Here is a 26,826-nt window from a genome sequence, read left to right as displayed (position 1 = left end):
AGGTCAAGAAAATGAAAAAACTACTGCTCGTTCTCGCAAGCTCCGCGGCCGCGCTCGGCGTTGCCACCGGCGCAAGCGCCCAGGAAAAGGCCAAGGTCTGCTTCGTCTACGTCGGTGCAAAGACCGACGGCGGCTGGACCCAGGCGCACGACATCGGCCGCCAGGAGCTGGAAAAGGCGCTCGGCGACAAGATCGAGACGCAGTATCTGGAAAGCGTGCCGGAAGGCCCGGATGCCGAGCGCGCGATCGAGCGTCTGGCACGCTCTGGCTGCGGCCTGATCTTCACGACGTCCTTCGGCTTCATGGATGCGACGATCAAGATCGCGCAGAAGTTCCCGGACGTGAAGTTCGAGCATGCGACCGGCTACAAGACGGCGCCGAACGTCGCGACCTACAACAGCCGCTTCTATGAAGGCCGCTACATCCAGGGCGTGATCGCTGCCAAGATGTCGCAGAAGGGCGTCGCCGGCTACATCGCTTCCTTCCCGATCCCGGAAGTGGTGATGGGCATCAACTCCTTCGTCATCGGCGCGCGCTCGGTCAACCCGGACTTCAAGATCAAGGTCGTATGGGCCAACACCTGGTTCGACCCAGGCAAGGAAGCCGATGCTGCCAAGGCATTGGTCGACCAGGGCGTTGATATCCTGACGCAGCACACCGACACGACGGCTCCGATGCAGGTTGCCGCCGAGCGTGGCATCAAGGCTTTCGGCCAGGCCTCCGACATGATCAAGGCCGGCCCGGAAACGCAGCTGACGGCGATCGTCGATACCTGGGGCGCCTACTACATCAAGCGCACGCAGGCCTTCCTCGACGGCAAGTGGGAAACGACGTCGAGCTGGGACGGCCTGAAGGATGGCATCCTGACGATGGCGCCCTACACCAACATGCCTGACGATGTGAAGAAGCTCGCGGAAGACGCCGAAGCCAAGATCAAGTCGGGCGAACTGAAGCCCTTCACCGGCCCGCTGAAGAAGCAGGACGGCAGCGAATGGCTCGCAGCCGGCGCGTCGTCGGACGACGGCACGCTGCTCGGCATGAACTTCTACGTCGAAGGTGTCGACGACCAGCTGCCGAAGTAAGCAAGCGCCTACGAAACACAATGCAAACCCCGCCATTTCGGCGGGGTTTGTCGTTGGGAGATCGCGTAAGGGTTGCTTGTCCGTTCGGCGGTGCGCGGTTTACGGTTTTGCACCCGCCCTGGGGCTTTCCGGAATCGACCGTTCAAACTACATTCATTTGCACAGGTTTAGGGGTGACCTCCGTGCTTCGCACGAAGGCGTTGTGGCGCAGCGCGCCGTATGAAGTCAGGCAGGGGAGTGCCTGGAGGAGATGGATTGAACAGGAGTGTGCTGGAAACCGTTGTGTCCGGCTCGCGCAAGCGCACGAGCCACGCACATGTTGTCGATCAACTCGGCAAGGCTATCATATCCGGCGAATTTCCAGTCGGCTCCATTCTTCCGGGTGACCCGGAACTCGCGGCCCGTTTCAAGGTGTCGCGAACCGTTCTGCGCGAAGCGATGAAGACGCTCGCCGCCAAGGGGCTGGTCGTGCCGCGGGCGCGAATCGGCACCCGCGTGACGCCCCGCAACGACTGGAACCTGTTCGACAACGATATCCTGACCTGGCATTTCGAGTGCGGTGTCGACGAAGAGTTCCTCTATCACCTCAGCGAGGTGCGCCTGGCCTTCGAGCCGCATGCCGCCGCGCTCGCGGCGCGAAACGCGTCGGAGGCCGAAATCAGCCGCATGATGCGGCTCGCGGTTGCGATGGGCGAGGAAGGCCACAGTGCCGAGAGCCTCGCCGGCGCTGACCTGAAATTCCACCTTGCTGTCGCCGAGGCCTCCGGCAACCCCTTCATGCGCACGGTCGGCGGGCTGATCGAAGCGGCGCTGGTCGGTGTCTTCAAGCTGAGCTCCCCGGTCGCCGAAAAGGGCGGTATAGACGAAGTCGCCCGCAACCATATTCGGATCGTCGAGGAAATCGGCAGGCGTGACGAGGTCGGCGCGCGCCTTGCGATGGAAAACGTGATCAAGATCGGACGCGAGCGTGTTCGCAGCGCCCTGCACAGCCGCAGTTGATGCTGCGTGCGCTCGAGATTGTTCAACAAAACAGCGCTCGACCCTTCCAATGTTCAGAAGATTGCAGCGATTTCATTGCTTGTGCTTGCTCGGATCGCGCGCTGGCCTTATTTGGTGAGGGCTCGCTCCTTGCGGAGCGACTTTCGTCAACGGTGACCTGGAGACCATGTCCGAGTTTTTTGTCATTTTCGTCCTGCTTTTGATCAATGCATTTTTTGCTCTCTCGGAAATGGCAATCGTCTCGGCAAGCAAGCCCATGCTTCGCCAGATGGCAAAACAGGGAAATGCCCGCGCCGAGGTGGCGCTGCGCCTTGCTGAAGACCCCGGCAAGTTTCTTTCCACGGTTCAGGTCGGCATCACGCTCGTCGGCACCTTGGCCGGCGCCTACGGCGGCGCGACCATCGCTGCGAAGTTTGCGCCGCTGCTCGATGAGATCGCCTGGATCAATCCTTACGGCAACACGGTTGCCCTCGTGCTTGTCGTTACCCTCATCACCTTCCTGTCGGTGGTTATCGGCGAACTTATCCCGAAGCAGCTGGCGCTGAAGAATTCCGAGGTGCTGGCGATGTTCGTCGCGCGCCCGATGCATCTGTTGTCACGGATCGCAGCGCCGGTCGTCTACCTCTTCGAGACGGCGGCATCGCTCGCCATGCGTCTTCTCGGCATCCGCCCCGACGATCCGGATCATGTGACGGAAGAGGAAGTCCACGCGATCATGGCCGAAGGCGTCGAAAGCGGCGCGATCGAAAAGTCGGAGCACGAGATGCTTCGGCGAATCATCCGCCTCGGCGACCGCAACGTGAAGTCGATCATGACCCACCGCACCGAGGTGAGCTTTATCGACGTCAACGACAGCCTCGAAACGGTTGGCCGCAAGATCGATCAGTTCGGCCATTCCCGCTACCCGGTGGTTGACGGTCCAAGCGGCGACGTTCTCGGCGCGGTTCTGGCAAAGGAAATTCTAAACGCTCCGACCTCCGGACCGTTCGATGTCCGCAGGTACATCAAGGAAATCCACACATTGCCGGAGACGGCGTCGTGCCTGAAGGCACTGGAAGCCTTCAAGTCGTCGAGCATCAACATGGCAATGATCGTCGACGAGTACGGAAGCACCGAGGGTATCATCACCATCGCCGATATTCTCGAAGCGATCGTTGGCGTCTTGCCGTCGAACTACGACGACATCGAGCATGCCCTGATCCGCCAGCGCGAAGACGGAAGCTACCTTGTCGACGGCCGCACGCCGATCGACGAAATCCACCTGACAATCGGCATCGAAGGCATCGACGCCGATGGCAATTTCGAGACCATTGCCGGCTTCCTCGTCCAGCAACTGCGCAAGACGCCGGAAGAGGGCGATGTCGCGATTGCCCATGGCTACCGCTTTGAAGTGGTCGACATGGACGCGCGCCGTATCGACAAGATCCTGGTCAGCCGCTCGGATGCGACGGTCAATTGATTCGCACGCCGGCCTGATGCTGTAAAACAGTGACAGCGCCACGCTGACATGGCGCTCTATGACGAAGCCACGTGATCATCGCCGAGATCGAACGGGAACAAAGGTCGGGTTCTGCCCGGCCTTTTGCTTTTGCGGGTCCAGATGGCTCGCGCTTGGTTTGTTCAGCGAATCCTGAGAATGTCGCAGGTCGTGCCCGCGGGCGCCTCGGCCGCGTGCGGCGGCCGCACGATCAGGCAATCGGACTGCGCGAAAACCTTCATCATCGACGAGTCCTGCCGCGAGAAGGGATGGGCAAACAATGCGCCGTCGCTGTCCCTCGTCAGGCGCGCGCGCACATAGTCCTGCCTGACATCGTTGCCCGGAAGCGGGCTTGCAAGCCGCGCGGTCGTCAATCGGTCGCGCGATGGCAAGCGGGCGAGCTTACGGATCAGCGGCTCGAGGAAGAGCAGGGCACAGACGAGGCTGGAGACCGGATTGCCCGGTAGGCCGAGCACCGTGGTCTTTCCGAGTTGTCCCACCATGAGCGGTTTTCCCGGCCGCATGGCGATGCGCCAGAAGTCGAGCGTCATGCCGCAGGCAATGAGCGTCGACTGCACCAGGTCATGGTCGCCGACAGAAGCGCCGCCGAGCGTGACGATTACGTCGACATCGGCGTCCTGAGCTCGCCTGATCTCCGCACTGATCGCGTCCCGATCGTCGCGGACGATGCCGAGATCGATGACCTCCGCGCCGTTGTCGCGCGCAATCGTCGCGACTCCGAAGCTGTTGGAGGCGATGATCTGATCGTCGCCCGGCTTGCTGCCCGGAGCCACCAGCTCGTCGCCCGTCGCCAGGATGGCGATCCGCGGGCGTTTGAAGACCGGCAGGCTGGCATGGTTCATCCCGGCAGCGAGCGTCAAGCGCCCGGCATCGAGCACGTCGCCCGCCGAAAGTCCCGCTTCGCCGGCGATAAAGTCCTGGCCTTCGGTTCGGATATGTCGCCCCTTGCCGGGCACGAATGTGGTGCGGATCCGGTTGCCCGGCAACCGCTCGGTATCTTCCTGGATGATCACCGTATCGGCGCCCGATGGCACTGGCGCACCGGTGAAGATGCGCACGGCTTCGCCCGCCTTCATCTCGCCCTTGAAGCCGTGGCCTGCCGCCGATTGGCCGATCACGGTCAGTTCGGAGCCGATGGTCTCGATGTCCCGGTGGCGCACGGCGTAGCCGTCCATCGCCGAATTGTCGAAGGCCGGGTGGGTGACGCGCGCAGGAAGATCTTGAGACAGCACGCGGGCAAGCCCGTCATGAAGGCTGACGAGTTCTGTCAATTGCGGTGGCGTGGCGCCGTGGAGGATTCGCTCAAGCGCGTCTTCGACGGACAGCAACGCCATGGCCTCAGTTCCCTTCGCGTCGGTAGTCGCCGGATCGTCCGCCGGACTTGCTGACCAGCTGGATGCCGCCGATTTCCATCTCGCGATCCGCGGCTTTCGCCATGTCGTAGATGGTGAGGCAGGCGACGCTGACAGCCGTCAGTGCTTCCATTTCGACGCCGGTGCGCCCCGTCAGCTTGGCAAGCGCCTCGACCCGAAGGCCAGGAAGCGTCGGATCCGGCGTGATGTCGACGGTGACCTTGGTCAGCATCAGCGGGTGGCAGAGTGGAATGAGGTTGGCGGTCTGCTTGGCAGCCATGATGCCCGCCAGCCGCGCCGTGCCGATGACGTCGCCCTTCTTGGCGTCGCCTTCAAGAATGAGCGTCAGCGTTTCCGCCTTCATCCGCACATGGCCCTCGGCGACGGCGATGCGCACCGTCTCGGTCTTGTCGCCGACATCCACCATGTTCGCTTCGCCGCTGCCACCGATATGCGTGAGCGTCGGCTTGCTCATCACTCGGCCGCCAGCGTGGTCGCAACGCCCGTCAGAAGTGCGCGTGTTGCTGATTCGACGTCACTCTTGCGCATCAGGCTCTCGCCGACGAGGAAGGTCGTGATGCCGCTCTTTTCCAGCCGCTGGCAATCCGCATGCGTGAAGATGCCGCTTTCGCCGACGAGCAGACGGTCGGCAGGCACCATGCCCGCAAGCTGCTCGGAAACAGCGAGATCGACCTCGAAGGTCCTGAGGTTGCGGTTGTTGATGCCAACGAGCGGCGAGGCGAGCTTCAGCGCCCGTTCCATCTCTTCGGCGTCATGCACCTCGATCAGCACGTCCATGCCGAGTTCGAAAGATGCTTCTTCAAGGCGGCGGGCGTCGTCGTCGCTGAGCGAAGCCATGATCAGAAGGATGCAGTCGGCGCCCCAGGCACGTGCCTCGAACACCTGGTAGGTGTCGAACATGAAGTCCTTGCGCAGCGCCGGCAGGGCGCAGGCCGCGCGCGCCGCTTCGAGAAAGGCAGGCGCGCCCTGAAAGCTCGGGGCGTCCGTCAGCACCGACAGGCAGGCCGCGCCACCGGCCTCATAGGCCTTGGCGAGTGCCGGCGGATCGAAATCCGGGCGGATCAACCCCTTCGACGGGCTTGCCTTCTTGATTTCGGCGATCAGTCCAAACGTGCCGGCGGCCTTGCGTGCGGCGAGCGCCGCATGGAAGCCGCGCGGGGCGGACTGGTCAGCGATGCGCGCCTTGAGCTCGTCGAGCGCGACGTGCGACTTGGCGGCCGCGATCTCGTCGCGCTTGTAGGCTTCGATCTTGCGCAGGATATCCGTCATGTGCCGATCCTTCCTCAGGCCGCGTTCGAAACGCTGATCAGGCGCTGCAGCGCGGTCTTCGCGCCGCCGCTTGAAAGCGACTGGCGCGCGAGCGCCATGCCTTCGGTGAGGTCCTTTGCCCGTCCGGCTATCATCAGCGATGCGGCCGCATTGGCAAGGGAAATGTCCCGATAGGGGTTCTCGGCACCGTTGAGCACCGCCTGGAGCGCGACCGCATTGTGCGCACCGTCGCCGCCCTTGAGCGCATCGATCGTCACCGTCTGAAGCCCGAAATCCGCCGGCGTCAGCGTGAAGGTCGAAATCTTGCCGTCCTTGAGTTCGGCGACCTCGGTCGTGCCTGTCGTGGTGATCTCGTCGAGGCCGTCGCCGTGAACGACCCAGACATTGTCCGAGCCGAGATCGCGCAGCACTTCGGCGAGCGGCTGCACCCACTGCGGCGCGTAGACGCCGACGAGCTGGCGCTTGACGCCTGCGGGGTTCGAGAGCGGACCGAGCAGGTTGAAGATCGTACGCGTTCCAAGCTCCACCCGCGTCGGGCCGACATGGCGCATGGCGGAATGGTGTTGCTGGGCGAACATGAAGCCGACACCGGCCTCGCGGATGCATTTCGAGATCGCTTCCGGACCGATGTCGAGCTTGACGCCGAGGCAGGAGAGCGCGTCGGCCGTGCCCGACTTCGAGCTCAGCGCGCGGTTGCCGTGCTTGGCAACCGGCACGCCCGCGCCGGCGACGATCAGCGATGCAAGCGTCGAGATGTTGTAGGTGCCGGCGCCGTCGCCGCCGGTACCAACGATATCGACCGCGTCCGCCGGGGCATCGACCGGCAGCATGCGGGCGCGCATCGCGCCCACCGCGCCGACGATTTCATCGACGGTTTCGCCGCGCACCCGCAATGCCATCAGAAAGCCGCCGATCTGCGACGGCGTTGCGGCACCCGACATGATGATTTCGAAGGCGGCACGTGCGTCTTCGCGGTTCAGCGCCTCGCGGGCGGCGACCTTGGCGACGAATGGCTTCAGATCACTCATCCATGGTTTCCTTGGGCCTATCGTTGCGCAATGGCGGTTTCAGCGAGCGTCTGGTTGATCGAAACGCCGTAGGCGGCCTGCAGCGTGGCGACCATCTGGTCCAGGATGTCCTCGCCGCTGACGCGGGCGAGGGCCTCGATCTGGCGGCTGTCGTCCTGCAGCACGTCTGCCGGGCCGGCGGTGTCGACCGAGGTGACCTGCAGAAGGATCTGACCTTCGCCGCCGATGCCGGGAGCATTGGTGACAAAGCCGTTCGCGCCGGAGAAGGCGGCGGCGACGGCCGCCGGGCTGAGAGCGACGTCCGCGGTTGCGCGCGTCAGGCCTGCCTTGGTTTCGACGACGAGGCCGAGTTCGGTCGCGACGTCGGCGAGCTTTGCGCCCTGTTCGACGCGCTGCTTCAGTTCACCGGCCTTCTTGGCCAGGGCTGCACGCTGCTGCTCGGCCATCCAGTCGGCGCCGATTTCGTCGCGGGCTTCGTCCATCGTGCGATCGCGCGCTGGAATGACTTCATCGAGGTCGAACCAGACGTAACCTTCTCGGCCGACATTCACCGGCAGGGTTTCGGCGCCGACGTCGGCCTTGAAGACTTCCTGGAGAAGAGCTGCCTGTTCCGGCAGGCCGACGACGTCATCGCCGTTCTTGTCCTTGCCGGTCGCGTCCACCGCATCGACGGTTACGAACTTCAGCTTGAGCTGGTCGGCGACTTCCTTGATCGGCGCGCCGGAAGCGCGCTCGTCTTCGATCTTGTCATGCAGGCGCATCACTTCCTCGCCCGCCGTGGACAGGGCGATGTCCTTGCGCAGTTCTTCCTTCACTTCGTCGAGGCTGCGGACGGTTTCCGGGCGAATGTTCGTCACGCGCAGGATGACGGGACCGAAGGCACCGTCGACAACCGGGGTCACGCCGTCGGCCTGCAGCGCAAAAGCGGCTTCGCCGATCTTGGCGTCGGGAACGCGATCCTTGGTGAATTCGCCGAGAAGTACGTCGGCGGAGGACTTGCCTTCGGCCTTCACGAGATCGTCGAAGCTGGTGCCGGCAGCAAGCTTTGCCGACGCCGCGTCTGCGGCTTCACGCGAGGTGAAGGAGAGCTGTTCGATGGTCCGCGCGGCAGCGCTGCGGAAGCTTTCCTTGCGGCGTTCGTATTCGGCGCGGATCTCGTCGTCGGTCACAACGGTCGGATCGGCGACGTCGGTCGGCTCGAGCTTCACGTAGGTGATCTTGCGATACTCCGGCGCGCGGTAGTTCGCCTTGCGGTTGTCGTACCAGGGAGAAAGCACGTCGTCGCCGGGCACCTTGACGGGATCGATGTTGGCATTCGAGAGCAGCAGGTAATCGATCGTGCGCTTCTCGTGCCGGTAGGCGCCGATCGCGTCGGTGAGAACCTTCGGAGCGACATAGCCATCCGACAGCGCGTCGACGATCTGGGAGCGGATCGCGGTCTGGCTCTGGCTGTTGATGTAATCCTGTTCGCGCAGGCCCGCATTGCGCAGCACGCTCGTGAACGTCATTCGGTCGAACTGGCCGTTGACGCTGTGGAATGCCGGATCGTCGGCGATGAGCTTTGCGAGCCGATCCTGCGACAGGCCGAGATTCATGTCGTTGGCGAGCTGGTCGAGAGCGGCGCCGGCGACGATCTGCGAATAGACCCGCTGTTCGATGCCGAAAGCGCGCGCCTGCTGCGGCGTCAGCCGCGTGCCGAGCTGGCGGGATGCTTGTGCCAGCATGGTCTCGTAGGCGAGCCGGAATTCCGGGGGCTTGACCTTGACGTCACCGACGACGACCACCGCGTCCGACTGGTTGGTCATCGTCAGCGACGAGCCGCCCCACACCATGAACGACAGAACGAGAACGATTAGCAGGCCTTTGACGACCCAGGTCTGGGCGGCGCTTCTCAGAAATTCGAGCATGGGGGCAGAAACCTCGTTGCAATGCGGTGGCCATCGGCCAAACGAAATCGTTCCTTAAAACAAACGAAACAGGAAATGAAGGGTTGTTTGCCGCAAATTGCGCGCGCTCACGGGATCGTTGATCCCGGTGGTGCACCTGTTTTTTCGGTGCCCGCCGCGACACGATCACGGCAAGCGAGGACCTTGCGAAACGCGTGCGCCTTACGGGCCGGCGCGAACGTTGAAGTTGATGTCGGATTCATTAGCCGGCAACCCAAAAATATCTGTCGCATTGGCTCGAACATGCCGCTGTTCTGTGGTTCTGTTGCAGGGGCGGAGCGATTCTTTCGAGCTTCCGCGGGAAGATTCCATGCAGTCGACAATCGTGATGGTAAACCTGTTTGGAGCAGTGGCGCTGCTTCTCTTCGGCCTGTCCCTGGTCAAGGACGGGGTGACCCGTGCCTTCGGGGCGCGGTTGCGCGCCGGCCTCGCTCAGGGAACCGACGGCTCTCTCCGTTCCTTCGTGACCGGACTTGTCGCAACGCTTGCGCTGCAAAGTTCCACGGCGACGGCACTGATGACGGCATCCTTCGTGGAGAAGGGGCTTATCCATTCGCGCATGGCGCAGATCGTCCTGCTCGGCGCCAATCTCGGCACCGCCATGACCGCCTGGATCGTGGCGACCGGCATCGAGTGGCTGTCGCCGCTCGTCATTCTCATCGGCGTGGTCTTGCACCGCGCCAGCCGGTCGAACGCCCGCCAGGGCCTGGGTGCTGCCTTCGTCGGCATCGGCCTCATGCTTCTGTCGCTGCAACTCTTGGGCGCGGCGACGGAGCCGATGCGCGACAGTCCGGCCCTTGGGGCGTTCCTGTCGATGCTCGACAGCGCCTGGCCGGTGGCGCTGCTCATTTCCGCGGGACTTGCCTTTGCGTCGTCGTCGAGCCTCGCTGTGGTGATGCTGGTGCTGTCGCTCTCGACGACAGGCATCCTCAGCGTCGGGCTGACCGTGGCACTCGTGCTTGGCGCCAACCTTGGTGGCGCTGTTCCGCCCGTCATGGCGACGCTCGGTTCCGCGCCGTCGGCGCGCCGCGTCACCATCGGCAACCTCGTCGTTCGTGCCATTGGCTGCCTGATCGCGCTGCCGTTGACAGGCATGAGCGTGGAGTTTCTGCAGAGCCTGCCGCTGCCGCGCCAGAACCTGCCGGTCGACATTCACCTGGCCTTCAACCTTGCTGTCGCCATTCTTGCCTGGCCCTTCGCCGGATTGCTGTCGCAGCTGATGGCCCGGTTCATTCCGGATGGAGAAGCGGAGGAAACCGGCCCGCGCTATCTCGACGAGGGCACGCTGAATACGCCTGTCATGGCGCTTTCGGGCGCCACTCGCGAGGTCTTGCGCGTCGGCGACCTGGTCGAGGCGATGTTGATGCGCGCCGCGAACGCCTTCAACAACAACGATCTTTCGGACATCCGCGATATCGGCAAGTTCGAAAAACAGGTCGATCAGCTGCAGCAGGAGGTGAAGATCTTCCTGTCGCGATTGGGCCGCGATGGCCTGAGCGCCGACGACGGCCGCCGCTCGATCGTCATCATCGACTACGCCATCAATCTCGAACACATGGGCGACATCATCGAGAAGGGGCTGTGCGAGCAGATCACCAAGAAGGTCAGCAACGGCCTGAAGTTCTCGGAGGAGGGCTATCAGGAGCTGAAGAGCCTCTTCAATCTGACCATCGACAACCTGCGTGTCGCGCAGACCATATTCGTCACCCGCAATGCCGATCTCGCCAAGCAGCTCATCGAGGTGAAGGTCAACGTGCGCCACATGGAAAAACGCTCCGCCGAGCGCCATATCGAGCGGCTACGCGACGGACTGGTCCAGAGCCTGCAGACGAGCTCCCTGCATCTCGATATGCTCAGGGATCTGAAGCGCGTCAACGCGCATATCGCTTCCGTCGCCTATCCCATCCTTGAGGAAAACGGGCTGCTCAGCGAGAGCCGCTTGCGGCCGGGCGCTTAGTCATCGGCGTCCGTCAGCCGCCGACGTTGGCCGCAGGCTTCAGGCCGTTGCGGACAAAGGCGTCGTAGCAGCGTGTCAGCGTGATCCGGCTGTGTCCCGTCTCGAGGCTCGGCAGATAGAGCGACAGCAGCGTCCGGTTGACGTTGGTCACCGGGCAGGTCGGTACCAGCGCGATGTCGACAGCAGCGATGGCGGCGCGAACATCTTCGTCCGGCGGCGGAATGGCGCGGAAGGGATCCGCGCCGATCGCGACATGCCGAGGCGCGCTGCGGTCCATCAGCCACGGAAAGGGATTGGTGAAGTCGACGTTGAAGATCGTCTCGAAGCGCACGCGGTTTGAAGCTTCGTAGGCCCTGAGCGCGTCGACCGCGTCGTCGACATTCATCAGCCATGCCGCCTGAAAATCGAAATCGCTATAGAGGAGGAACGACGGCAATTCGCCGGCCTTGGCGAAGGCGTCGAAAGCGGAGCGCTCGGTCGCGTAGATGGTGCGCAGGCGCTCGGCGCGCAGTGCCAGTATGGGCCGCACATTGACGGCGCCCATGGTTTTGAGGTTGCGGCTTTCCAGCGGCACGTTGTTGACGGCCCCGATCCAGGCGCGGGCGCTCTTTTGCGCGACGGCCGTGACCGGCGGCAAGGCTGCCGCCAAGGCAAGAATGGCGACGGCGATTGCGGCGGGCCTTGTTTTGGCGGTCGCGACCTCGTCGATCGCAAGCTTGAGGAGCAGCGGCAACAGGAAAATGAACGCCTGACTGCCGGTGTTCTGGCTCTCAAAGACGATGCCGGCAACAACGAAGGCCGCCAGCCAGAGAAACGGCTGGTCGAACGTCCTGCCAATCGCCGACATTGACGGACTTCTCGCAAGTTGGCGTAGCGACTGGGCGAAGGACGAAAGGTGGCTTCCGAAAAGCACCAGGCAAAGCAGTCCGGCCGGGATCAAAAGGCCGGCATTGAGCGAGGCGGCCTGCAGCAGGCGCGGCAGCAAGCTGCCGTCATTGACGGAAAGCAGCGCCAGGATATCCGAGAGATAGGCGGAGACGCCGCTGAAGGCGACTTCGACGATGGCGAGGACAGCAACGACCAGTAGCCCGGCTGCGATAGCCGAGCGGAACGGCAGGCGTCCTGCAGCAAAGGCCATGAGGCACATGAGCGTGCCGGCAACCGCGCCGGTGATCTTGACGAAGAACAATGCCGCCATGGCGCTGGCGACCGTTGCGACGAGCAGCCGGCGATCGCGCACATGGACGAGTGCGGCTGCAAGCACATAGAGAAGCTGGCAGACTTGGCGGTTGTAGATGCCGAAACCATCGGAGCCAGGGTAGGGGTAGAAGTCGCCGGTGTTGAACGGAAGCACCGAGAACGCCAGGAACGGCAGCAGGGTCGCATAGGCAAGTGCCGTCGAACGCTTCTGGACATCGACGACCACAAGCGCGATCAGCGGTCCCGTGGCGAGAAGCAGGCACCAGCTTGCCAGGAGCAGCGGCTGGCCGTTCGGAAAGATGCGCTGCAGGCCGGTGAAGAGATAGTAGCCGAGGGCGCCGACGGGGGTGAAGAAATCGACTGACGGTATCTGGCCGTCGCGGATGCGGTTGGCAGCATCGAGGTAGAGATAGTGGTCCCAGAACATCGGGCCGATCGGCTGCGGGATCGTGAAGCTCACCAGAACCGCGAGTACGCCAAGCACAAGGGCCAGCAGCAGAAGCGGAGATCGGGCGAGAAGAACAACCGCGCCGGTAGGCTTTGCCGGTGTGTCGATGTCAGTGCGGCTGTGCATTGCGGCTTGATCCCCCGAAGGAGCGATGCACCCGCACGGTTTTGCTGACACAGGCTCCGCGCCTTCTTATGCCATCATCCGGTTTTAAGCCGGTTAATGCGACGTGATTGTGAGAATTATGCTTCTCGCAATATGTTGCTGCTAGCACCGCGCCGAATCGAACGGCGATTTTGTACTTGAGCCGATTCCAATCTAAGGAATTGTGCAGAGGGCGTGAGCCTGGAAGAGACCAAGGAGAGATATATGGAACGGACGTGCCTGGCCATCGTTTTGGCTGCGGGTGAAAGCACGCGGATGAAATCGTCCATGTCGAAGGTGCTGCATCCGGTGGCCGGCCGGCCGATGATCGCCCACGTCGTCGAGGCGCTCGCAAATGCTTCCATCTCCGATATCGCTCTCGTCGTCGGCCGCGACGCCGACGCAGTCTCGGCCGCCGCCGACATCGGCGGCGTGTCGGTTTCCTCCTATCTGCAGAAGGAACGGCTCGGCACCGGTCACGCGGTGCTTGCGGCCCGCGATGCCATCGCAAAGGGTTTCGACGACATTCTCGTCGTCTTCGGCGATACACCGCTGATCAAGCCGGAGCCGCTTCGAGCCGCTCGCGAGGGGCTGGCGGCCGGCAATGAGGTCGTGGTGATCGGCTTCGAGGCGGCAGATCCGTCGGGCTATGGCCGCCTGATCGTCAAGGACGGCGCGCTACTCGCCATTCGCGAGCACAAGGACGCAACGGAAGAAGAGCGCCGCATCACCTATTGCAACGGCGGCCTGATGGCGATCGACGGTCGCAAGGCGCTCGACCTTCTCGGCCGCATCGGCAACGCAAACGTCAAGGGCGAATACTACCTGACCGACCTGGTCGAGATCGTTCGCGAGATCGGTGGGCGGGCGATTGCCGTCGAGGCCCCCGAAGAGGAGCTGACGGGCTGCAACACGCGCGCCGAACTCGCCTTCATCGAGCGCCTGTGGCAGCAGCGCCGTCGTCACGAGTTGATGCTGTCGGGCGTCTCGATGATCGCGCCGGAAACCGTGTTTCTCGCCTGGGATACCGTGCTGGAGCAGGATGTCCTGGTCGAGCCGAACGTCGTGTTCGGTCCGGGCGTGCGCGTCGAAAGCGGCGCGATCATTCACGCCTTTTCGCATGTCGAGGGTGCGACGGTGCGCGCCGGCGCGACGGTCGGCCCTTATGCACGCCTGCGCCCGGGTGCCGATCTCGGTGAAAAGTCCAAGGTCGGCAATTTCTGCGAGGTCAAGAAGGCGGAGATCGGCGCCGGCGCCAAGGTCAATCACCTAACCTATATCGGCGATGCCTTCGTCGGCGCGGGTACCAACATTGGCGCTGGCACGATCACCTGCAACTATGATGGCGTGAACAAGCACGAGACGCGGATCGGCGAAAATGCCTTCATCGGCTCGAATTCGTCGCTGGTTGCGCCGGTTACGATCGGTGACGGCGCGCTGGTTGCTTCCGGCAGTGTGATCACTGAGGACGTGCCGGCCGACGCCGTCGCCTTCGGCCGCGCGCGCCAGGAAATCAAGCCCGGCCGGGCACGGCTGCTGCGTGAGCGCTACCAGGCGGTGAAGGCGGCCAAGAAGGCGGCGAAGGCTGACATTTAGGCCTATGATGCCCGCGCGCTGACGCGTGCGGGCGCCGAGCACTTCGGATTGTCGCACGCCCCTTGGATCGGGTTGGATTCGCGGGAACATGCGGCGGCGTTAAACATTGAAATCGAAAGTGAAATCGGGGCGGATTGCCTCGATCCGCAAATGCTTTACCAAGGCAGCGCGCAGGGCGGCATCTTTCGCCCTCGTTGAACAGGGGCGCCGATCACGGCGCGGGGACGAATTCGGAGACGACTATGTGCGGTATTGTAGGCATCGTTGGCAACCAGCCGGTATCGGAACGACTGGTCGATGCGCTGAAGCGCTTGGAGTACCGCGGCTATGATTCCGCCGGTGTCGCCACCGTCATTGGCGGCAAGCTGGAGCGCCGGCGCGCCGAAGGCAAGCTCGTCAATCTGGAGATCAGGCTGCGCGAAGAGCCGCTTGCCGGCACGATCGGCATTGCCCACACTCGCTGGGCAACCCATGGCGCGCCGACCGAGCGCAACGCGCACCCGCACTTCACAGATGGCGTCGCCGTCGTGCACAACGGCATTATCGAAAACTTTGCCGCGCTGAAGGACGAGCTGATCGCCGGCGGTGCCAAGTTCGAGACGGACACCGACACCGAGGTCGTAGCGCATCTGCTCTCCAAGTTCCGGCGCGACGGGCTTGGCCGGCGCGAGGCCATGCACGCGATGCTGAAGCGCGTCACCGGCGCCTATGCGCTGGCTGTGCTGTTCCAGGACGATCCGTCGACGATCATGGCGGCGCGCAACGGCCCGCCGCTTGCGATCGGTCACGGTCGCGGCGAGATGTTCCTCGGCTCCGACGCGATCGCGCTTGCGCCCTTTACCAACGAGATCACCTATCTGATCGATGGCGACTGGGCGGTGATCGGCGCGAATGGCGTGCATATCTTCGATCTTGACGGCAACGTCGTCGACCGGCCGAAGCAGCTGTCGACAGCGGCCGCCTACATGATCGACAAGGGCAACCACCGGCACTTCATGGAGAAGGAGATCTATGAGCAGCCGGAGGTGATCGCGCATGCGCTCAGCCACTACATCGACTTTGCCGGCAACCGCATCAAGGCGCTGCCGGGCACGATCGATTTCGCCAAGGTTCCGAGCCTTGCGATTTCCGCCTGCGGCACTGCCTATCTCGCCGGTCTCGTCGGCAAGTACTGGTTCGAGCGTTACGCCCGCTTGCCGGTGGAAATCGACGTTGCGTCCGAGTTCCGCTACCGTGAGATCCCGCTGCCTTCTGATGCGGCCGCGCTGTTCATCTCGCAATCCGGCGAAACCGCCGATACGCTGGCGTCGCTGCGCTATTGCAAGGAGCTCGGCCTGAAGATCGGCGCCGTGGTCAACACGCGCGAATCGACCATCGCCCGTGAATCCGACGCGGTCTTCCCGATCCTTGCCGGCCCCGAAATCGGCGTTGCCTCGACCAAGGCCTTCACCTGCCAGCTCGCCGTGCTGGCGTCGCTCGCGATCGGCGCCGGCCGCGCCCGCGGCACGGTGAGTGCCGAGGAAGAGCAGGTCCTGGTTCGCTACCTCGCCGAAATGCCGCGCATCATGGGCCAGGTGCTGAACGCCGTTCAGCCGAAGATCGAGCTTCTGTCGCGCGAGCTGTCGAAGTGCCGCGATGTGCTCTACCTCGGCCGCGGCACCAGCTTCCCGCTGGCGATGGAAGGGGCACTCAAGCTGAAGGAGATCTCCTATATCCATGCGGAAGGTTATGCCGCCGGCGAACTGAAGCATGGACCGATCGCGCTGATCGACGAGAACATGCCGGTCATCGTCATCGCCCCGCACGACCGGTTCTACGAAAAGACCGTTTCCAACATGCAGGAAGTGGCGGCCCGCGGTGGTCGGATCATTCTCATCACCGACGAGAAGGGCGCTGCCGCTTCCAAGCTCGAGACCATGGCGACGATCGTGCTGCCTGATGTCGACGAAGTCATCGCACCGATGATCTTCTCGCTGCCGATCCAACTGCTTGCCTATCATACGGCGGTGTTCATGGGCACCGACGTCGACCAGCCCCGCAACCTCGCCAAATCGGTGACCGTCGAATGATCTATGTCCGGCACGAGCGCCCGGGAGATGAGAAGGCGATCCGCGACGTCACCGCGGCCGCCTTTGAAGGGCATCCGCACAGCGACCAGAGCGAGCCCCTCATCATCGAGCGGCTGCGTGAGGCCGGCGCGCTGACCGTCTCGCTGGTCGCCGAGATGAACGAGGAAATCGTCGGGCACATCGCCTTTTCGCCAGTAACGCTCGACCCGGCGGAAAGCGGCTGGTTCGGGCTCGGTCCGGTCTCGGTCAAGCCGGACGTTCAGGCCCAGGGCATCGGCAGGCAACTGATCCTCGAAGGCCTCGAATGGCTGCGGGCGGAAGGCGCCTCGGGCTGCGTCGTCGTCGGCGATCCGGCCCTCTATCAAAAGTTCGGCTTCCGCAACGAATCGGCTCTTGTATTCCCCGGTTGTGCGCCGCAATATTTCATGGCGCTGGCTCTTTCCGGCGCGATGGCGGCCGGCACGGTCGCCTATCATCCGGCCTTCGGCGTCGAGTGAGGTTGAGACGGAAGAAGCATGACGGAACATTCCAAACGCGGCTATATCGCGACGCGGCTGCGCAATTACTTTCTGACCGGCTTGATCATCTGTGCGCCGGTTGCGATCACCGTCTGGCTCGTGCGCACCTTCATCGATTGGGCCGACGGCTGGGTTAAGCCCTATCTGCCGAACTTCTACAATCCGGATACCTATTCTCCGGTTGCCATTCCCGGGTTCGGCCTGCTCGTCGCCATTTTCGTGATCACCTTCGTCGGCTTCATGACCGCAAACCTCGTCGGTCGGTCAATCGTCAATCTCGCCGAGTCGCTCGTCAATCGCACCCCGTTGGTCCGCACGATCTACAAGTCCACCAAGCAGATCTTCCAGACGGTGCTGCAGGAGCAGTCCTCCTCTTTCAAGAAGGCCGGGCTGATCGAGTATCCGAGCCCGGGCATCTGGTCGCTGGTGTTCATCGCAACGGATGTGAAGGGCGAGATCGCCTCGAAGTTCAAGGAACGCGGCATGGACATGGTGGCCGTCTTCCTTCCGCCGACCCCGATCCCGACGGCGGGTTTCCTGCTCTTCATCCCGCGCGACAAGATCATCCCGCTCGACATGAGCGCGGAGGACGCGGCCAAGCTTCTCATCTCGGGTGGCCTCGTGACCCCCGACCAGAAGCCGCTCGCCAACGCCCCCTTGAAAATCACCCAGCAAGAGACCGCCTGACGCCTAGAGCGCCGTGCGTTCCAATGAACGCACAAAGGATGCTTTAGCCGGCACGCAGGAAGCGGATGGCCTCGTCGCGGCGGTAGAGATAGAGCAGCGTGCGGAGCGCTTCGCCGCGTTCCGATGTGAGGTCGGGGTCGCGCTCGATCACGTAGGCGGCGTCCTTGCGCGCGATTTCCAGCAGATCGCCGTGGGCTTCGAGGCTGGCGATGCGGAAGCCGGGCGTGCCTGACTGGCGTGTGCCGAGCAACTCGCCTTCGCCGCGCAGCTTCAGGTCCTCCTCGGCGATCAGGAAGCCGTCCTCGCTGTCGCGCAGGATCGAGAGCCGGGCACGGCCGGTTTCGCCGAGCGGACCCTTGTAGAGCAGGATGCAGGTGGATGCCTCGTCGCCACGGCCGACGCGGCCGCGCAGCTGGTGAAGCTGGGCAAGGCCGAAGCGTTCGGCATGCTCGATCACCATGATCGTCGCGTCCGGCACGTCGACGCCGACTTCGACGACGGTGGTCGCGACCAGCAGGCGGATCTCGCCGTTCTTGAAGGCGAGCATGACGGCGTCTTTCTCCGCGCCGTTCATGCGGCCGTGCACCAGGCCGACATTGTTGCCGAAGCGCTTGGCAAGGCTCTCGTATCGTTCTTCGGCCGACATGACATCGACGGCTTCGGACTCTTCCACGAGCGGGCAGATCCAGTAGGCCTTCTTGCCCTCGCGTAGTGCGGCGTCGAGCCGATCGACGATATCGTCCACGCGTTCCGTTGGGATCGTCACGGTCTGGATCGGCTTTCGTCCGGCGGGCTTTTCGGTGAGCTTCGACACATCCATGTCGCCAAAGGCGGCAAGCACGAGGGTGCGCGGGATGGGCGTTGCGGTCATGACCAGCATATGCGGCGAGATGCCCTTGGCGGTCAGGCGCAGGCGCTGGTGAACGCCGAAGCGATGCTGTTCGTCGACGACGGCCAGCGTCAGCTCCTTGTAGCTCACCGTATCCTGGAAAAGCGCATGCGTGCCAATCACCATCCGGGTCTCACCGGAGGCGATCCGTTCGACAATGGCGTCGCGTTCCTTGCCCTTCGTGCGGCCGGTCAAAACGTCGATGGCGATGCCGGCAGGGGCGGCCATTCTGGCAAGCGTCGCATGGTGCTGGCGTGCGAGGATTTCCGTCGGCGCCATCAGCACCGCCTGCCCGCCGGATTCGACGGCTGCCAGCATGGCCATCAGTGCCACCATCGTCTTGCCGGAGCCGACATCGCCCTGCAGCAGCCGGAGCATGCGGTCCGTCCCGGCCATGTCCTTCAGGATGTCGGCGATTGCCGTCGACTGGCTGTTCGTCAACGAAAAGGGAAGGGCGTCGATGACCGGACGAGAAAGCACGCCGGTCGCGTGAACCGGTACTCCCGCGACCTTGCGCAGGCGCTGGCGAACGAGAGCCAGGGACAATTGACCGGCGAGAAACTCGTCATAGGCAAGGCGGCGGCGGGCGGGGGCCTGCGGATCGAGGTCCGTCGCGTCGCGCGGATCGTGCAGCGCGCGAAAACTCTCGGCCGCGGTGCCGAAACCCTGCTTCGCCAGCAGCGCATCGTCCATCCATTCCGGCATTTCCGGGACGCGGGCGACGGCTGCCTCGATCGACTTACGCAATATCCTTGGTGAAAGTCCTGCCGTCAGCCCGTAAACCGGCTCGACCAGCGGCAGGTTTTCCGCCTCGCTGGCCCGAACCGCATAATCCGGGTGAACCATGGACGGGCGGCCGTTGAACCACTCGACCTTGCCGCTGACGATGACCGTCTCGTCGACCGGCAGCGATTTTTCCAGCCAGTTGCCCTTGACGCGGAAATAGGTGAGCGCCAGTTCCCCGGTCTCGTCATGCAGGAAGACGCGATAGGGCAGGTTGGGCTTGCCGCGCGGCGGCGGCTGGTGGCGATCGACCCGACCAGTGATGGTGACGATCACTCCTTGCGGCGCGTGGGCGATGCCCGGCTGCTGGCGCCGGTCGATCAGCGAATGCGGCGCGTGAAAAACGAGGTCGACTACCCGGCAGTCCTCGATCGTCTCGCGACCGAGCAAACGGGCATAGAGTTCGCCGATCTTCGGGCCGATGCCTGGAAGCGTGTCGAGCGGAGAGAAGAGCGGATCGAGCAGTGTGGGGCGCATGGCGATGAAATTGCGACGATAATTCGGGCTTTGGCAAGGCTGACAATCGGCTATTCAGAGTTTATAGAGCCGTTGACGACAAACCGTACCCCAAAGCCTTGCGCGTTCGTCCGAGTGTGCGGGCGTCATCGCGGGCGGCAGGAAGGAATTTCCCATGACCGGAATATCTCGCACCAGCGCCGATCTCGATCCGCGTCGACGGCGGATCCTGTTTCGCGCCTGGCATCGCGGCATTCGCGAGATGGATCTGATCCTCGGGCAGTTTGCCGAGGCCGAGCTCTCGACGCTTTCTGAAGCACAGCTCGACGAACTCGAGACGATCATGGGCGAGGAAGACAACGATCTCGTCAAGTGGATCATCGGCGAACAGCCGGTGCCGGCTCGCTATCAGACGCAGATGTTTCAGCGCATCGCTGCCTATCGTCCGGATTTCGACAAGCTTCCCGAAGAGATGAAATAGACCGATGATGCTGGCTGGCCTTGATCCGAAGAAGATTGTCGAAGCACAGCGAGAGATCACGATCGGGCCGGTCCCTTCCGGTGCCGAGGCGCTGATCCTCGCCGAGTTGGCCCGTGCAGGCCAGCCGGTCGCCTACATTCTTTCGGACGGCCAGCGGATCGCCGATCTGGAACAGGTCCTCTCATTCGTCGCGCCCGACATTCCGGTGCTGACGCTTCCCGGTTGGGACTGCCTTCCCTATGACCGCGTCTCGCCGAGCGCCGACACCTCGGCACGGCGGCTGGCGGCGCTGAGTGCCTTGATTGCGCACAAGAAGAAGCCGCATGCGGCGATCGTGCTGGTCACGGTCAACGCCGCGCTCCAGAAGATCTCACCGCAGGACGTGATCCAGAGCCTGGCGTTCTCGGCTCGTCCGGGCAATCAGGTGCGCATGGACGACATCGCGCTGCGGCTGGAGCGCAACGGCTTCGAGCGCGTTGCGACCGTGCGCGAGGTTGGCGAATACGCGGTGCGTGGTGGCATCCTCGATGTCTTCGTGCCCGGAAGCGGCGAGCCGCTGCGCCTCGATTTCTTCGGCGACACACTCGAAACCATCCGCTCCTTCGATCCGGCAAGCCAGCGCACCACCGGTCAGGTCCGCTCCCTCGATCTCAATCCTATGAGCGAGGTGTCGCTGACGCCCGAAACGATCAGCCACTTCCGCAAGCACTACCTATCGCTGTTCGGTGCGACGACCCGCGACGACGCGCTTTACCAGGCTGTCTCCGAAGGCCGGCGTTATGCCGGCATGGAGCATTGGCTGCCGCTGTTCTATGACGGGCTGGAGACGGTCTTCGACTATCTCGACGGCTTCCGTATCGTCACCGATCATCTGGCGCGCGAGGCCGCGGCCGAGCGCTCGAAGCTCATTCTCGACTATTATGACGCCCGTCTGGCCTCGGCGTCTCCGGGCAAGGCGCAGGCCACCCAGGGCACGCCCTACAAGCCCGTTCCGCCGGAACTGCTTTATCTGAGCGCGCATGGCTTCAACGCCGGCCTGAGCTCACGCGATGCCATTCGCCTCTCGCCCTTCAACGAGCACGAGGGCGAGGCCCGCCAGGTGATCTCGGTCGATGCGCGCCAGGGCATGCGCTGGGCGAAGTCGGCGGGCGAGGGCGAAGCCGAAAGCGAACGCGTCAACGTCTTCGATCAGGCGGTCAAATACATCGCCGAGCGGCGCTCGAAGGGTGCCAAGGTAGTGATCTCAGGCTGGAGCGAAGGCTCGCTCGACCGCCTGCTCCAGGTGCTTGCCGAACACGGTCTCGGCAACGTCAAGCCGATCAAGGCGCTCGCCGAGGTCAAGTCGCTGAAGCCGGGTGAAGCGGCCGCGGCCGTGCTCAGTATCGAGGCCGGATTCGAGACGGGTGATCTCGTCATCATCGGCGAGCAGGACATCCTGGGCGACCGCATGGTCCGCCGCTCGAAGCGGCGCAAGCGCGGTGCCGACTTCATCGCCGAAGTCGCAGGCCTCGACGAGGGCAGCTATGTCGTGCACGCCGAACACGGCATCGGCCGTTTCGTCGGCCTGCGCACCATTGAGGCGGTCGGCGCGCCCCATGATTGCCTCGAGCTCGTCTATGCCGACGATGCCAAGCTGTTCCTGCCGGTCGAAAACATCGAGCTTCTGTCGCGCTACGGCTCGGAAGGTACCGATGCGATCCTCGACAAGCTCGGCGGCGTTGCCTGGCAGGCGCGCAAGGCCAAGCTCAAGAAGCGGCTGCTCGATATGGCCGGCGGCCTGATCCGCATCGCTGCCGAACGCCATACGCGCCGCGCGCCGGTGCTGGCCGCGCAGGACGGCGTCTATGACGAGTTTGCCGCCCGCTTCCCCTATGACGAGACCGAAGACCAGCTGAACTCGATCGAGGCCGTGCGCGAAGACCTCGGCAGCGGCCGTCCGATGGACCGCCTGGTCTGCGGCGACGTCGGCTTCGGCAAGACCGAAGTGGCGTTGCGCGCAGCCTTCATTGCCGCCATGAACGGCGTGCAGGTGGCGGTCGTCGTGCCGACGACGCTGCTTGCCCGCCAGCATTTCAAGACATTTTCCGAACGCTTCCGCGGCCTGCCGATCCGCATCCAACAGGCATCCCGTCTCGTCGGCTCCAAGGAACTGGCGCTGACGAAGAAGGAAGTGGCCGATGGCAAGACCGATGTCGTCGTCGGCACCCACGCGCTCCTCGGCACGTCGGTCAACTTTGCCAATCTCGGCCTCTTGATCATCGACGAAGAGCAGCACTTCGGCGTCAAGCACAAGGAGCGGCTGAAGGAACTGAAGTCGGACGTCCACGTCTTGACGCTTTCGGCAACGCCGATCCCGCGCACGCTGCAACTGGCGCTGACGGGTGTCCGCGAACTGTCGCTGATCACCACGCCGCCGGTCGACCGCATGGCGGTGCGCACCTTCATCTCGCCTTTCGACGCGCTGGTGATCCGCGAAACGCTGATGCGCGAGCACTATCGCGGCGGCCAGAGCTTCTATGTCTGCCCGCGCTTGAGTGACCTGTCCGAAATCCATGATTTCCTGAAGTCGGACGTTCCGGAGCTGAAGGTGGCGGTTGCCCACGGCCAGATGCCGGCAACCGAGCTCGAAGACATCATGAACGCTTTTTATGACGGGCGTTACGATGTGCTTCTTTCGACGACGATCGTCGAATCCGGTCTCGACGTGCCGACGGCCAACACGCTGATCGTACACCGCGCCGATATGTTCGGTCTTGCCCAGCTCTACCAGCTTCGCGGCCGCGTCGGCCGCTCGAAGGTGCGCGCCTTCGCGCTGTTCACGCTGCCGGTCAACAAGACGCTGACGGGTATGGCAGAGCGCCGGCTGAAGGTGCTGCAATCGCTGGATACGCTTGGCGCCGGCTTCCAGCTGGCGAGCCACGACCTCGATATCCGCGGCGCCGGAAACCTGCTGGGCGAAGAACAGTCGGGCCATATCAAGGAAGTCGGCTTCGAGCTTTACCAGCAGATGCTCGAGGAAGCGGTCGCCGAACTCAAGGGCGAGGAAGAGATCCACGACACCGGCTGGTCGCCGCAGATTTCGGTCGGAACGCCGGTCATGATCCCGGAACACTACGTGCCGGACCTGCATCTGAGGCTCGGTCTCTATCGCCGCCTCGGCGAACTGACGGACCTCAAGGAGATCGACGGTTTCGGCGCCGAGATGATCGACCGCTTCGGCCCGCTGCCGATCGAGGTCCAGCACCTGTTGAAGATCGTCTACATCAAGTCGCTCTGCCGCACGGCAAATGTCGAGAAGCTCGATGCCGGCCCGAAGGGCGTCGTCGTGCAGTTCCGCAACAAGGAATTCCCGAACCCGGCGGCACTCGTCGGCTACATCGCTAAGCAGGGCACGCTTTCGAAGATCCGGCCCGACCAAAGCATCTTCTTCCAGCGCGAACTGCCAACACCGGAAAAGCGCCTGTCGGGTGCAGCAATGGTGATGACCCAGCTCGCCGGCCTGGCGAAGTAACAAAAAACCGTACTGCCGCGTGGTGCGGCAGTACGGTCAGGTCTGTCGAAGCAGATCTGTTTCGGCTCGCCGCGCGATCAGTTCGGCTTGCCGCTCGCCTTCATCTCGGCGATTTCACGTACCGCATTGGTCAAGACGTCGACCGATTGGGCGCCCATCACCGCATATTGTCCTTCGAGGATAAAGCAGGGGACACCGGTCACGCCCATTTCGCGGGCCATGCCGACCTCCTCCTTGACCGCGTCCTTGTCGGCATCGGAACCAAGCAGTGCTGCAATGACGGGGCGGTCGAGGCCGGCCTGCTCGGCAATATCGAGAAGCACGGCGTGGTCGCCGACATTTCGGCCTTCTTCGAAATTGGCCTTGAACAGCAGGCCGACGACGGCCGACTGCGCTTGCTCGCCGTTGGTTGCGGCCCAGCGGACAAGCCGATGAGCGTCAAGCGTGTTCGGGCTGATCTTCACCGCATCGAAATCGAAGGCGATGCCGTCGGCATTGCCGAGTTCGCGCAGCGTGTCGTGAGCGCGGTCGACGGCCGCCTGGCCGCCGAGCTTCTCGGCAAGATGCCGCTTGTGATCGATCCCCTCGGGCGGCAGGTCTGGATTGAGCTGGTAGGGGCGCCAGTTGACCGTGACAAGCACGTCCGGAACGTTGGCAATCGCCTGGTCGAGCCGAGCCTTGCCGAGATAGCACCAGGGACAAACGACGTCCGAGACGATATCGATGCTGACGGTTTGCATGGTGTGGGCGCCTTTCCTTTTTCCGGTATGACGGCGAGATAAGCCGGTTTGGCCCGGCTTTCAATGCGTTACCAAAAGGGAACCGACCCTCTATTGCGCGTCTTGATCCCACCAGGTCGGAAGCTGGTAGCCGTAGAGCGGCATCACGTCCGGCCGGCCTATATGCTTGCGCCGCGCCACCCACTGGGCGTCGAGGTGGTAGAGCGGCACCAGGTAGGAGTTGTTGACGAGCAACCGGTCATGCGCGCGCACGGCCGCCGTGAAATCTTCGCTCGTGCGGGCCTGCAGGATGTTGTTGACCATCCGATCGACGTCCTTGTCGGCGACGCCAGCGAAGTTGTCGCTGCCTTGTCGGTCGCGCGCCTGCGAGGTCCAGCGCCCGGCCTGCTCGATGCCGGGTGACAGCGTCGAGGGGAAGGATTTGATGATCACGTCGTAATCGAAGGACTGGCTGCGCTGCTGGTACTGCGAATCGTCGACGGTACGCACGGTCGCCTGGATGCCGAGAGGGGCGAGAAACCGCTGGTAGGCGAGCGCAATTTTTTCCTGGCCGGCATTCTGGCTCATGATCTCGAAGGCAAGCGGCTTGCCCTGCGGATCGACCATCTTGCCGTCCTTGATCTGATAGCCGGCCTCGCGCATCAATGAGACGGCGACACGCAGCACGTTACGGTCGCGGCCGGACGCGTCGGTCACCGGCAGGCGGTAGGTGCCGTCGAGGATCGCCGGGTTGATTCGATCGCGGGCGTCGCCGATCAGGCCGAGTTCTCGGTCGTCGGCCGGTGCGCCGAGAAAGCTCAGCGTCGAGTTCTGCCAGTAGCTCTGGGTGCGCGTATAGGCGCTGTCGAAGAGGTTCTTGTTGACCCACTCGAAGTCGAACACCAGCGCCAGACCTTGGCGGAGCTTCAGATTGTCGAACATCGGCCGGCGGGTATTGAAGACAATGCCAAGCATGCCCGACGGCGTCTTTGGCGTGAAGGTTTCCTTGACGACGTCGCCGGAGCGAACGGCCGGGAAATCGTAGCCGCGCGCCCATTTGGTGGCGCTGCCTTCGGGATAGATGTCGATCTCGCCCTTCTTGAAGGCTTCGAACAACGAGTTCTCCTGGAGGAAATACTCAACAGAGATCTCGTCGTAATTGTCTTGGCCGACCTTCGAGGGCAGGTCCTTCGCCCAATAGTCCGGGTTTCGCTTGTAGACGATGCGCTCGCCCGGCTTCACCTCGGCCACGCGATAGGGGCCGGAGCCGAGCGGCGGCTTCAGCGTCGTCTGGTCAAAGGTCGCGAGGTCGATGGCATGTTTCGGCAGCACTGGCGACAGGCCGAGCAGAAGCGGCAGCTCACGGTCGGCATCCTCGGTGAAGGTGAAACGCACGCTACGCTCGCCGACTTTCTCGAGTTTCGCCACCTTGGCCATGCGGTTGCTGAAGGGGACACGTCCCTTGTCGCGCAGCAGCTCGAAGCTGAAGATCACGTCCTCGGCGGTCACCGGCTGCCCGTCGGCCCAGCGGGCCTTCGGGTTGAGATTGAACTGGATGAAGGTCCGGTCGTCGTCCCACTCCACGGTTTCGGCGAGCAGGCCGTACATGGTGAAGGCTTCGTCGCGCGAGCGCTGCATCAGCGATTCGTAGACGAGGTTGCCGTATTCCGGATCCCACATGCCGCGCGCGGTCGTTCGCATGCTCTTCAGGATGAAGGGATTGAGGCTGTCGAAGCTGCCGACGACGCCGTAGGAGATCTTTCCACCCTTTTTTACGTCCGGATTGACGTAGGGAAAGTTCTTGAAATCGGCAGGCAGCGCCGGCTCTCCGTGCATGGCAATCGCATGGACAGGAGCGGCTGCCGCAGGAGCGCCGAATGAAGTGGTGGTCAGGATCAGCGCCAGACCGGAAAGAATTGCACGCAAGGTCACCTCCCGTGAGGGGTATCAACAGGCCGATTCCCCGAACGTTACCAATGCCGACGGATGAATCCAACCGATCCGCGGTCCAAATTCCGCCCAGTATGAAGTCAAAAAATGACAGGAAACACTGGATAATCGAAGCGAGCCAATGTAACAGGTGTTTCCGGAAACGGGGTCATGCATTTGCCTTATTTGGCCAACAGGACAACGGCGGCTGACGATACTCACCTGCGGAACAACTGTTCCGTTA

19 protein-coding genes are annotated in these 26,826 nt (G+C 63.3%); 10 read left to right on the top strand and 9 right to left on the bottom strand.

Features of this window, described 5'->3' with window-relative positions; all coding sequences use genetic code 11:
* The first annotated feature begins 11 nt into the window (after nucleotides 1-11).
* The 3 genes from JVX98_RS13730 to JVX98_RS13720 all read left to right on the top strand — a co-directional run bounded on the left by JVX98_RS13730 (nucleotide 12) and on the right by JVX98_RS13720 (nucleotide 3,540).
* Nucleotides 12-1,082 (top strand): BMP family ABC transporter substrate-binding protein, encoded by a 1,071-nt coding sequence (locus tag JVX98_RS13730; RefSeq protein WP_205238967.1) that lies wholly within the window; start codon nucleotides 12-14, stop codon nucleotides 1,080-1,082.
* Between the two features lie 219 nt (nucleotides 1,083-1,301).
* The gene (locus JVX98_RS13725) at nucleotides 1,302-2,081 is read left to right on the top strand and encodes a FadR/GntR family transcriptional regulator (protein ID WP_205238966.1); all 780 of its coding nucleotides are present in this window, start codon (nucleotides 1,302-1,304) and stop codon (nucleotides 2,079-2,081) included.
* 166 nt (nucleotides 2,082-2,247) lie between these two features.
* The gene (locus tag JVX98_RS13720) at nucleotides 2,248-3,540 is read left to right on the top strand and encodes a hemolysin family protein (RefSeq protein WP_205238965.1); all 1,293 of its coding nucleotides are present in this window, start codon (nucleotides 2,248-2,250) and stop codon (nucleotides 3,538-3,540) included.
* A gap of 161 nt (nucleotides 3,541-3,701) precedes the next feature.
* Here the strand turns inward: JVX98_RS13720 and glp are convergent, their stop codons facing one another.
* Genes glp through JVX98_RS13695 form a run of 5 tightly spaced genes read right to left on the bottom strand, consistent with a single transcriptional unit; the run spans nucleotide 3,702 to nucleotide 9,156 of the window.
* Nucleotides 3,702-4,913, bottom strand: coding sequence for a gephyrin-like molybdotransferase Glp (glp, locus tag JVX98_RS13715; protein WP_205238964.1), 1,212 nt, complete (start codon nucleotides 4,911-4,913; stop codon nucleotides 3,702-3,704).
* A 4-nt stretch (nucleotides 4,914-4,917) separates the two neighbouring features.
* Nucleotides 4,918-5,406 carry a cyclic pyranopterin monophosphate synthase MoaC gene (gene moaC / locus JVX98_RS13710; RefSeq protein WP_192446098.1) on the bottom strand — a complete coding sequence of 163 codons (489 nt, stop codon included), beginning with the start codon at nucleotides 5,404-5,406 and terminating at the stop codon, nucleotides 4,918-4,920.
* Entirely contained in the window at nucleotides 5,406-6,221 is an 816-nt protein-coding gene (trpC, locus tag JVX98_RS13705; RefSeq protein WP_192446099.1) for an indole-3-glycerol phosphate synthase TrpC, read from the bottom strand. Before trpC ends, moaC begins: the two co-directional genes overlap by 1 nt.
* 14 nt (nucleotides 6,222-6,235) lie before the next feature.
* Nucleotides 6,236-7,249 carry an anthranilate phosphoribosyltransferase gene (gene trpD / locus JVX98_RS13700; RefSeq protein ID WP_205238963.1) on the bottom strand — a complete coding sequence of 338 codons (1,014 nt, stop codon included), beginning with the start codon at nucleotides 7,247-7,249 and terminating at the stop codon, nucleotides 6,236-6,238.
* 17 nt (nucleotides 7,250-7,266) lie between these two features.
* On the bottom strand, nucleotides 7,267-9,156 hold the full coding sequence (locus JVX98_RS13695; protein WP_205238962.1) for a peptidylprolyl isomerase: 1,890 nt from the start codon (nucleotides 9,154-9,156) through the stop codon (nucleotides 7,267-7,269).
* 349 nt (nucleotides 9,157-9,505) lie between these two features.
* On the opposite strand from JVX98_RS13695, the gene JVX98_RS13690 reads away from it, so the two are divergent.
* The gene (locus tag JVX98_RS13690) at nucleotides 9,506-11,152 is read left to right on the top strand and encodes a Na/Pi cotransporter family protein (RefSeq protein WP_205238961.1); all 1,647 of its coding nucleotides are present in this window, start codon (nucleotides 9,506-9,508) and stop codon (nucleotides 11,150-11,152) included.
* A gap of 13 nt (nucleotides 11,153-11,165) precedes the next feature.
* On the opposite strand, the gene JVX98_RS13685 is transcribed toward JVX98_RS13690, so the two are convergent.
* Nucleotides 11,166-12,926, bottom strand: coding sequence for a hypothetical protein (locus tag JVX98_RS13685; RefSeq protein WP_205238960.1), 1,761 nt, complete (start codon nucleotides 12,924-12,926; stop codon nucleotides 11,166-11,168).
* A 243-nt stretch (nucleotides 12,927-13,169) separates the two neighbouring features.
* Between JVX98_RS13685 and glmU the strand changes: the two genes are divergently transcribed.
* The 4 genes from glmU (at nucleotide 13,170) to JVX98_RS13665 (ending at nucleotide 17,814) form a co-directional block, all read left to right on the top strand.
* Nucleotides 13,170-14,540 (top strand): bifunctional UDP-N-acetylglucosamine diphosphorylase/glucosamine-1-phosphate N-acetyltransferase GlmU, encoded by a 1,371-nt coding sequence (glmU, locus tag JVX98_RS13680; RefSeq protein ID WP_205238959.1) that lies wholly within the window; start codon nucleotides 13,170-13,172, stop codon nucleotides 14,538-14,540.
* A gap of 242 nt (nucleotides 14,541-14,782) precedes the next feature.
* Nucleotides 14,783-16,609, top strand: coding sequence for a glutamine--fructose-6-phosphate transaminase (isomerizing) (glmS, locus tag JVX98_RS13675; RefSeq protein ID WP_205238958.1), 1,827 nt, complete (start codon nucleotides 14,783-14,785; stop codon nucleotides 16,607-16,609).
* The gene (locus JVX98_RS13670) at nucleotides 16,609-17,106 is read left to right on the top strand and encodes a GNAT family N-acetyltransferase (RefSeq protein WP_043620505.1); all 498 of its coding nucleotides are present in this window, start codon (nucleotides 16,609-16,611) and stop codon (nucleotides 17,104-17,106) included. The genes glmS and JVX98_RS13670 overlap by 1 nt, the downstream gene beginning before the upstream one ends.
* Nucleotides 17,107-17,124: 18 nt before the next feature.
* Nucleotides 17,125-17,814, top strand: a complete 690-nt coding sequence (locus JVX98_RS13665) for a DUF502 domain-containing protein (RefSeq protein ID WP_043620334.1) — start codon at nucleotides 17,125-17,127, stop codon at nucleotides 17,812-17,814.
* A 43-nt stretch (nucleotides 17,815-17,857) separates the two neighbouring features.
* Here JVX98_RS13665 and recG read toward each other — a convergent pair whose 3' ends face one another.
* Nucleotides 17,858-19,963 carry an ATP-dependent DNA helicase RecG gene (gene recG / locus JVX98_RS13660; protein WP_205238957.1) on the bottom strand — a complete coding sequence of 702 codons (2,106 nt, stop codon included), beginning with the start codon at nucleotides 19,961-19,963 and terminating at the stop codon, nucleotides 17,858-17,860.
* A gap of 154 nt (nucleotides 19,964-20,117) precedes the next feature.
* On the opposite strand from recG, the gene JVX98_RS13655 reads away from it, so the two are divergent.
* Both JVX98_RS13655 and mfd read left to right on the top strand, forming a co-directional pair.
* Nucleotides 20,118-20,423 (top strand): succinate dehydrogenase assembly factor 2, encoded by a 306-nt coding sequence (locus JVX98_RS13655; protein ID WP_043620340.1) that lies wholly within the window; start codon nucleotides 20,118-20,120, stop codon nucleotides 20,421-20,423.
* Between the two features lie 7 nt (nucleotides 20,424-20,430).
* The gene (gene mfd / locus JVX98_RS13650) at nucleotides 20,431-23,934 is read left to right on the top strand and encodes a transcription-repair coupling factor (protein WP_205238956.1); all 3,504 of its coding nucleotides are present in this window, start codon (nucleotides 20,431-20,433) and stop codon (nucleotides 23,932-23,934) included.
* Between the two features lie 77 nt (nucleotides 23,935-24,011).
* Here the strand turns inward: mfd and JVX98_RS13645 are convergent, their stop codons facing one another.
* Together JVX98_RS13645 and JVX98_RS13640 are read right to left on the bottom strand one after the other, a co-directional pair.
* Nucleotides 24,012-24,674, bottom strand: a complete 663-nt coding sequence (locus JVX98_RS13645; RefSeq protein ID WP_192446107.1) for a DsbA family oxidoreductase — start codon at nucleotides 24,672-24,674, stop codon at nucleotides 24,012-24,014.
* 90 nt (nucleotides 24,675-24,764) lie between these two features.
* The gene (locus tag JVX98_RS13640; RefSeq protein ID WP_205238955.1) at nucleotides 24,765-26,579 is read right to left on the bottom strand and encodes an extracellular solute-binding protein; all 1,815 of its coding nucleotides are present in this window, start codon (nucleotides 26,577-26,579) and stop codon (nucleotides 24,765-24,767) included.
* Nucleotides 26,580-26,826 lie beyond the last annotated feature (247 nt).

Origin of the sequence: Ensifer sp. PDNC004 (assembly GCF_016919405.1) — a bacterium.
GTDB lineage: Bacteria > Pseudomonadota > Alphaproteobacteria > Rhizobiales > Rhizobiaceae > Ensifer.
Note: the sequence above shows the minus strand (reverse complement) of the source record. Positions and strands in the feature narration are given on the sequence as shown.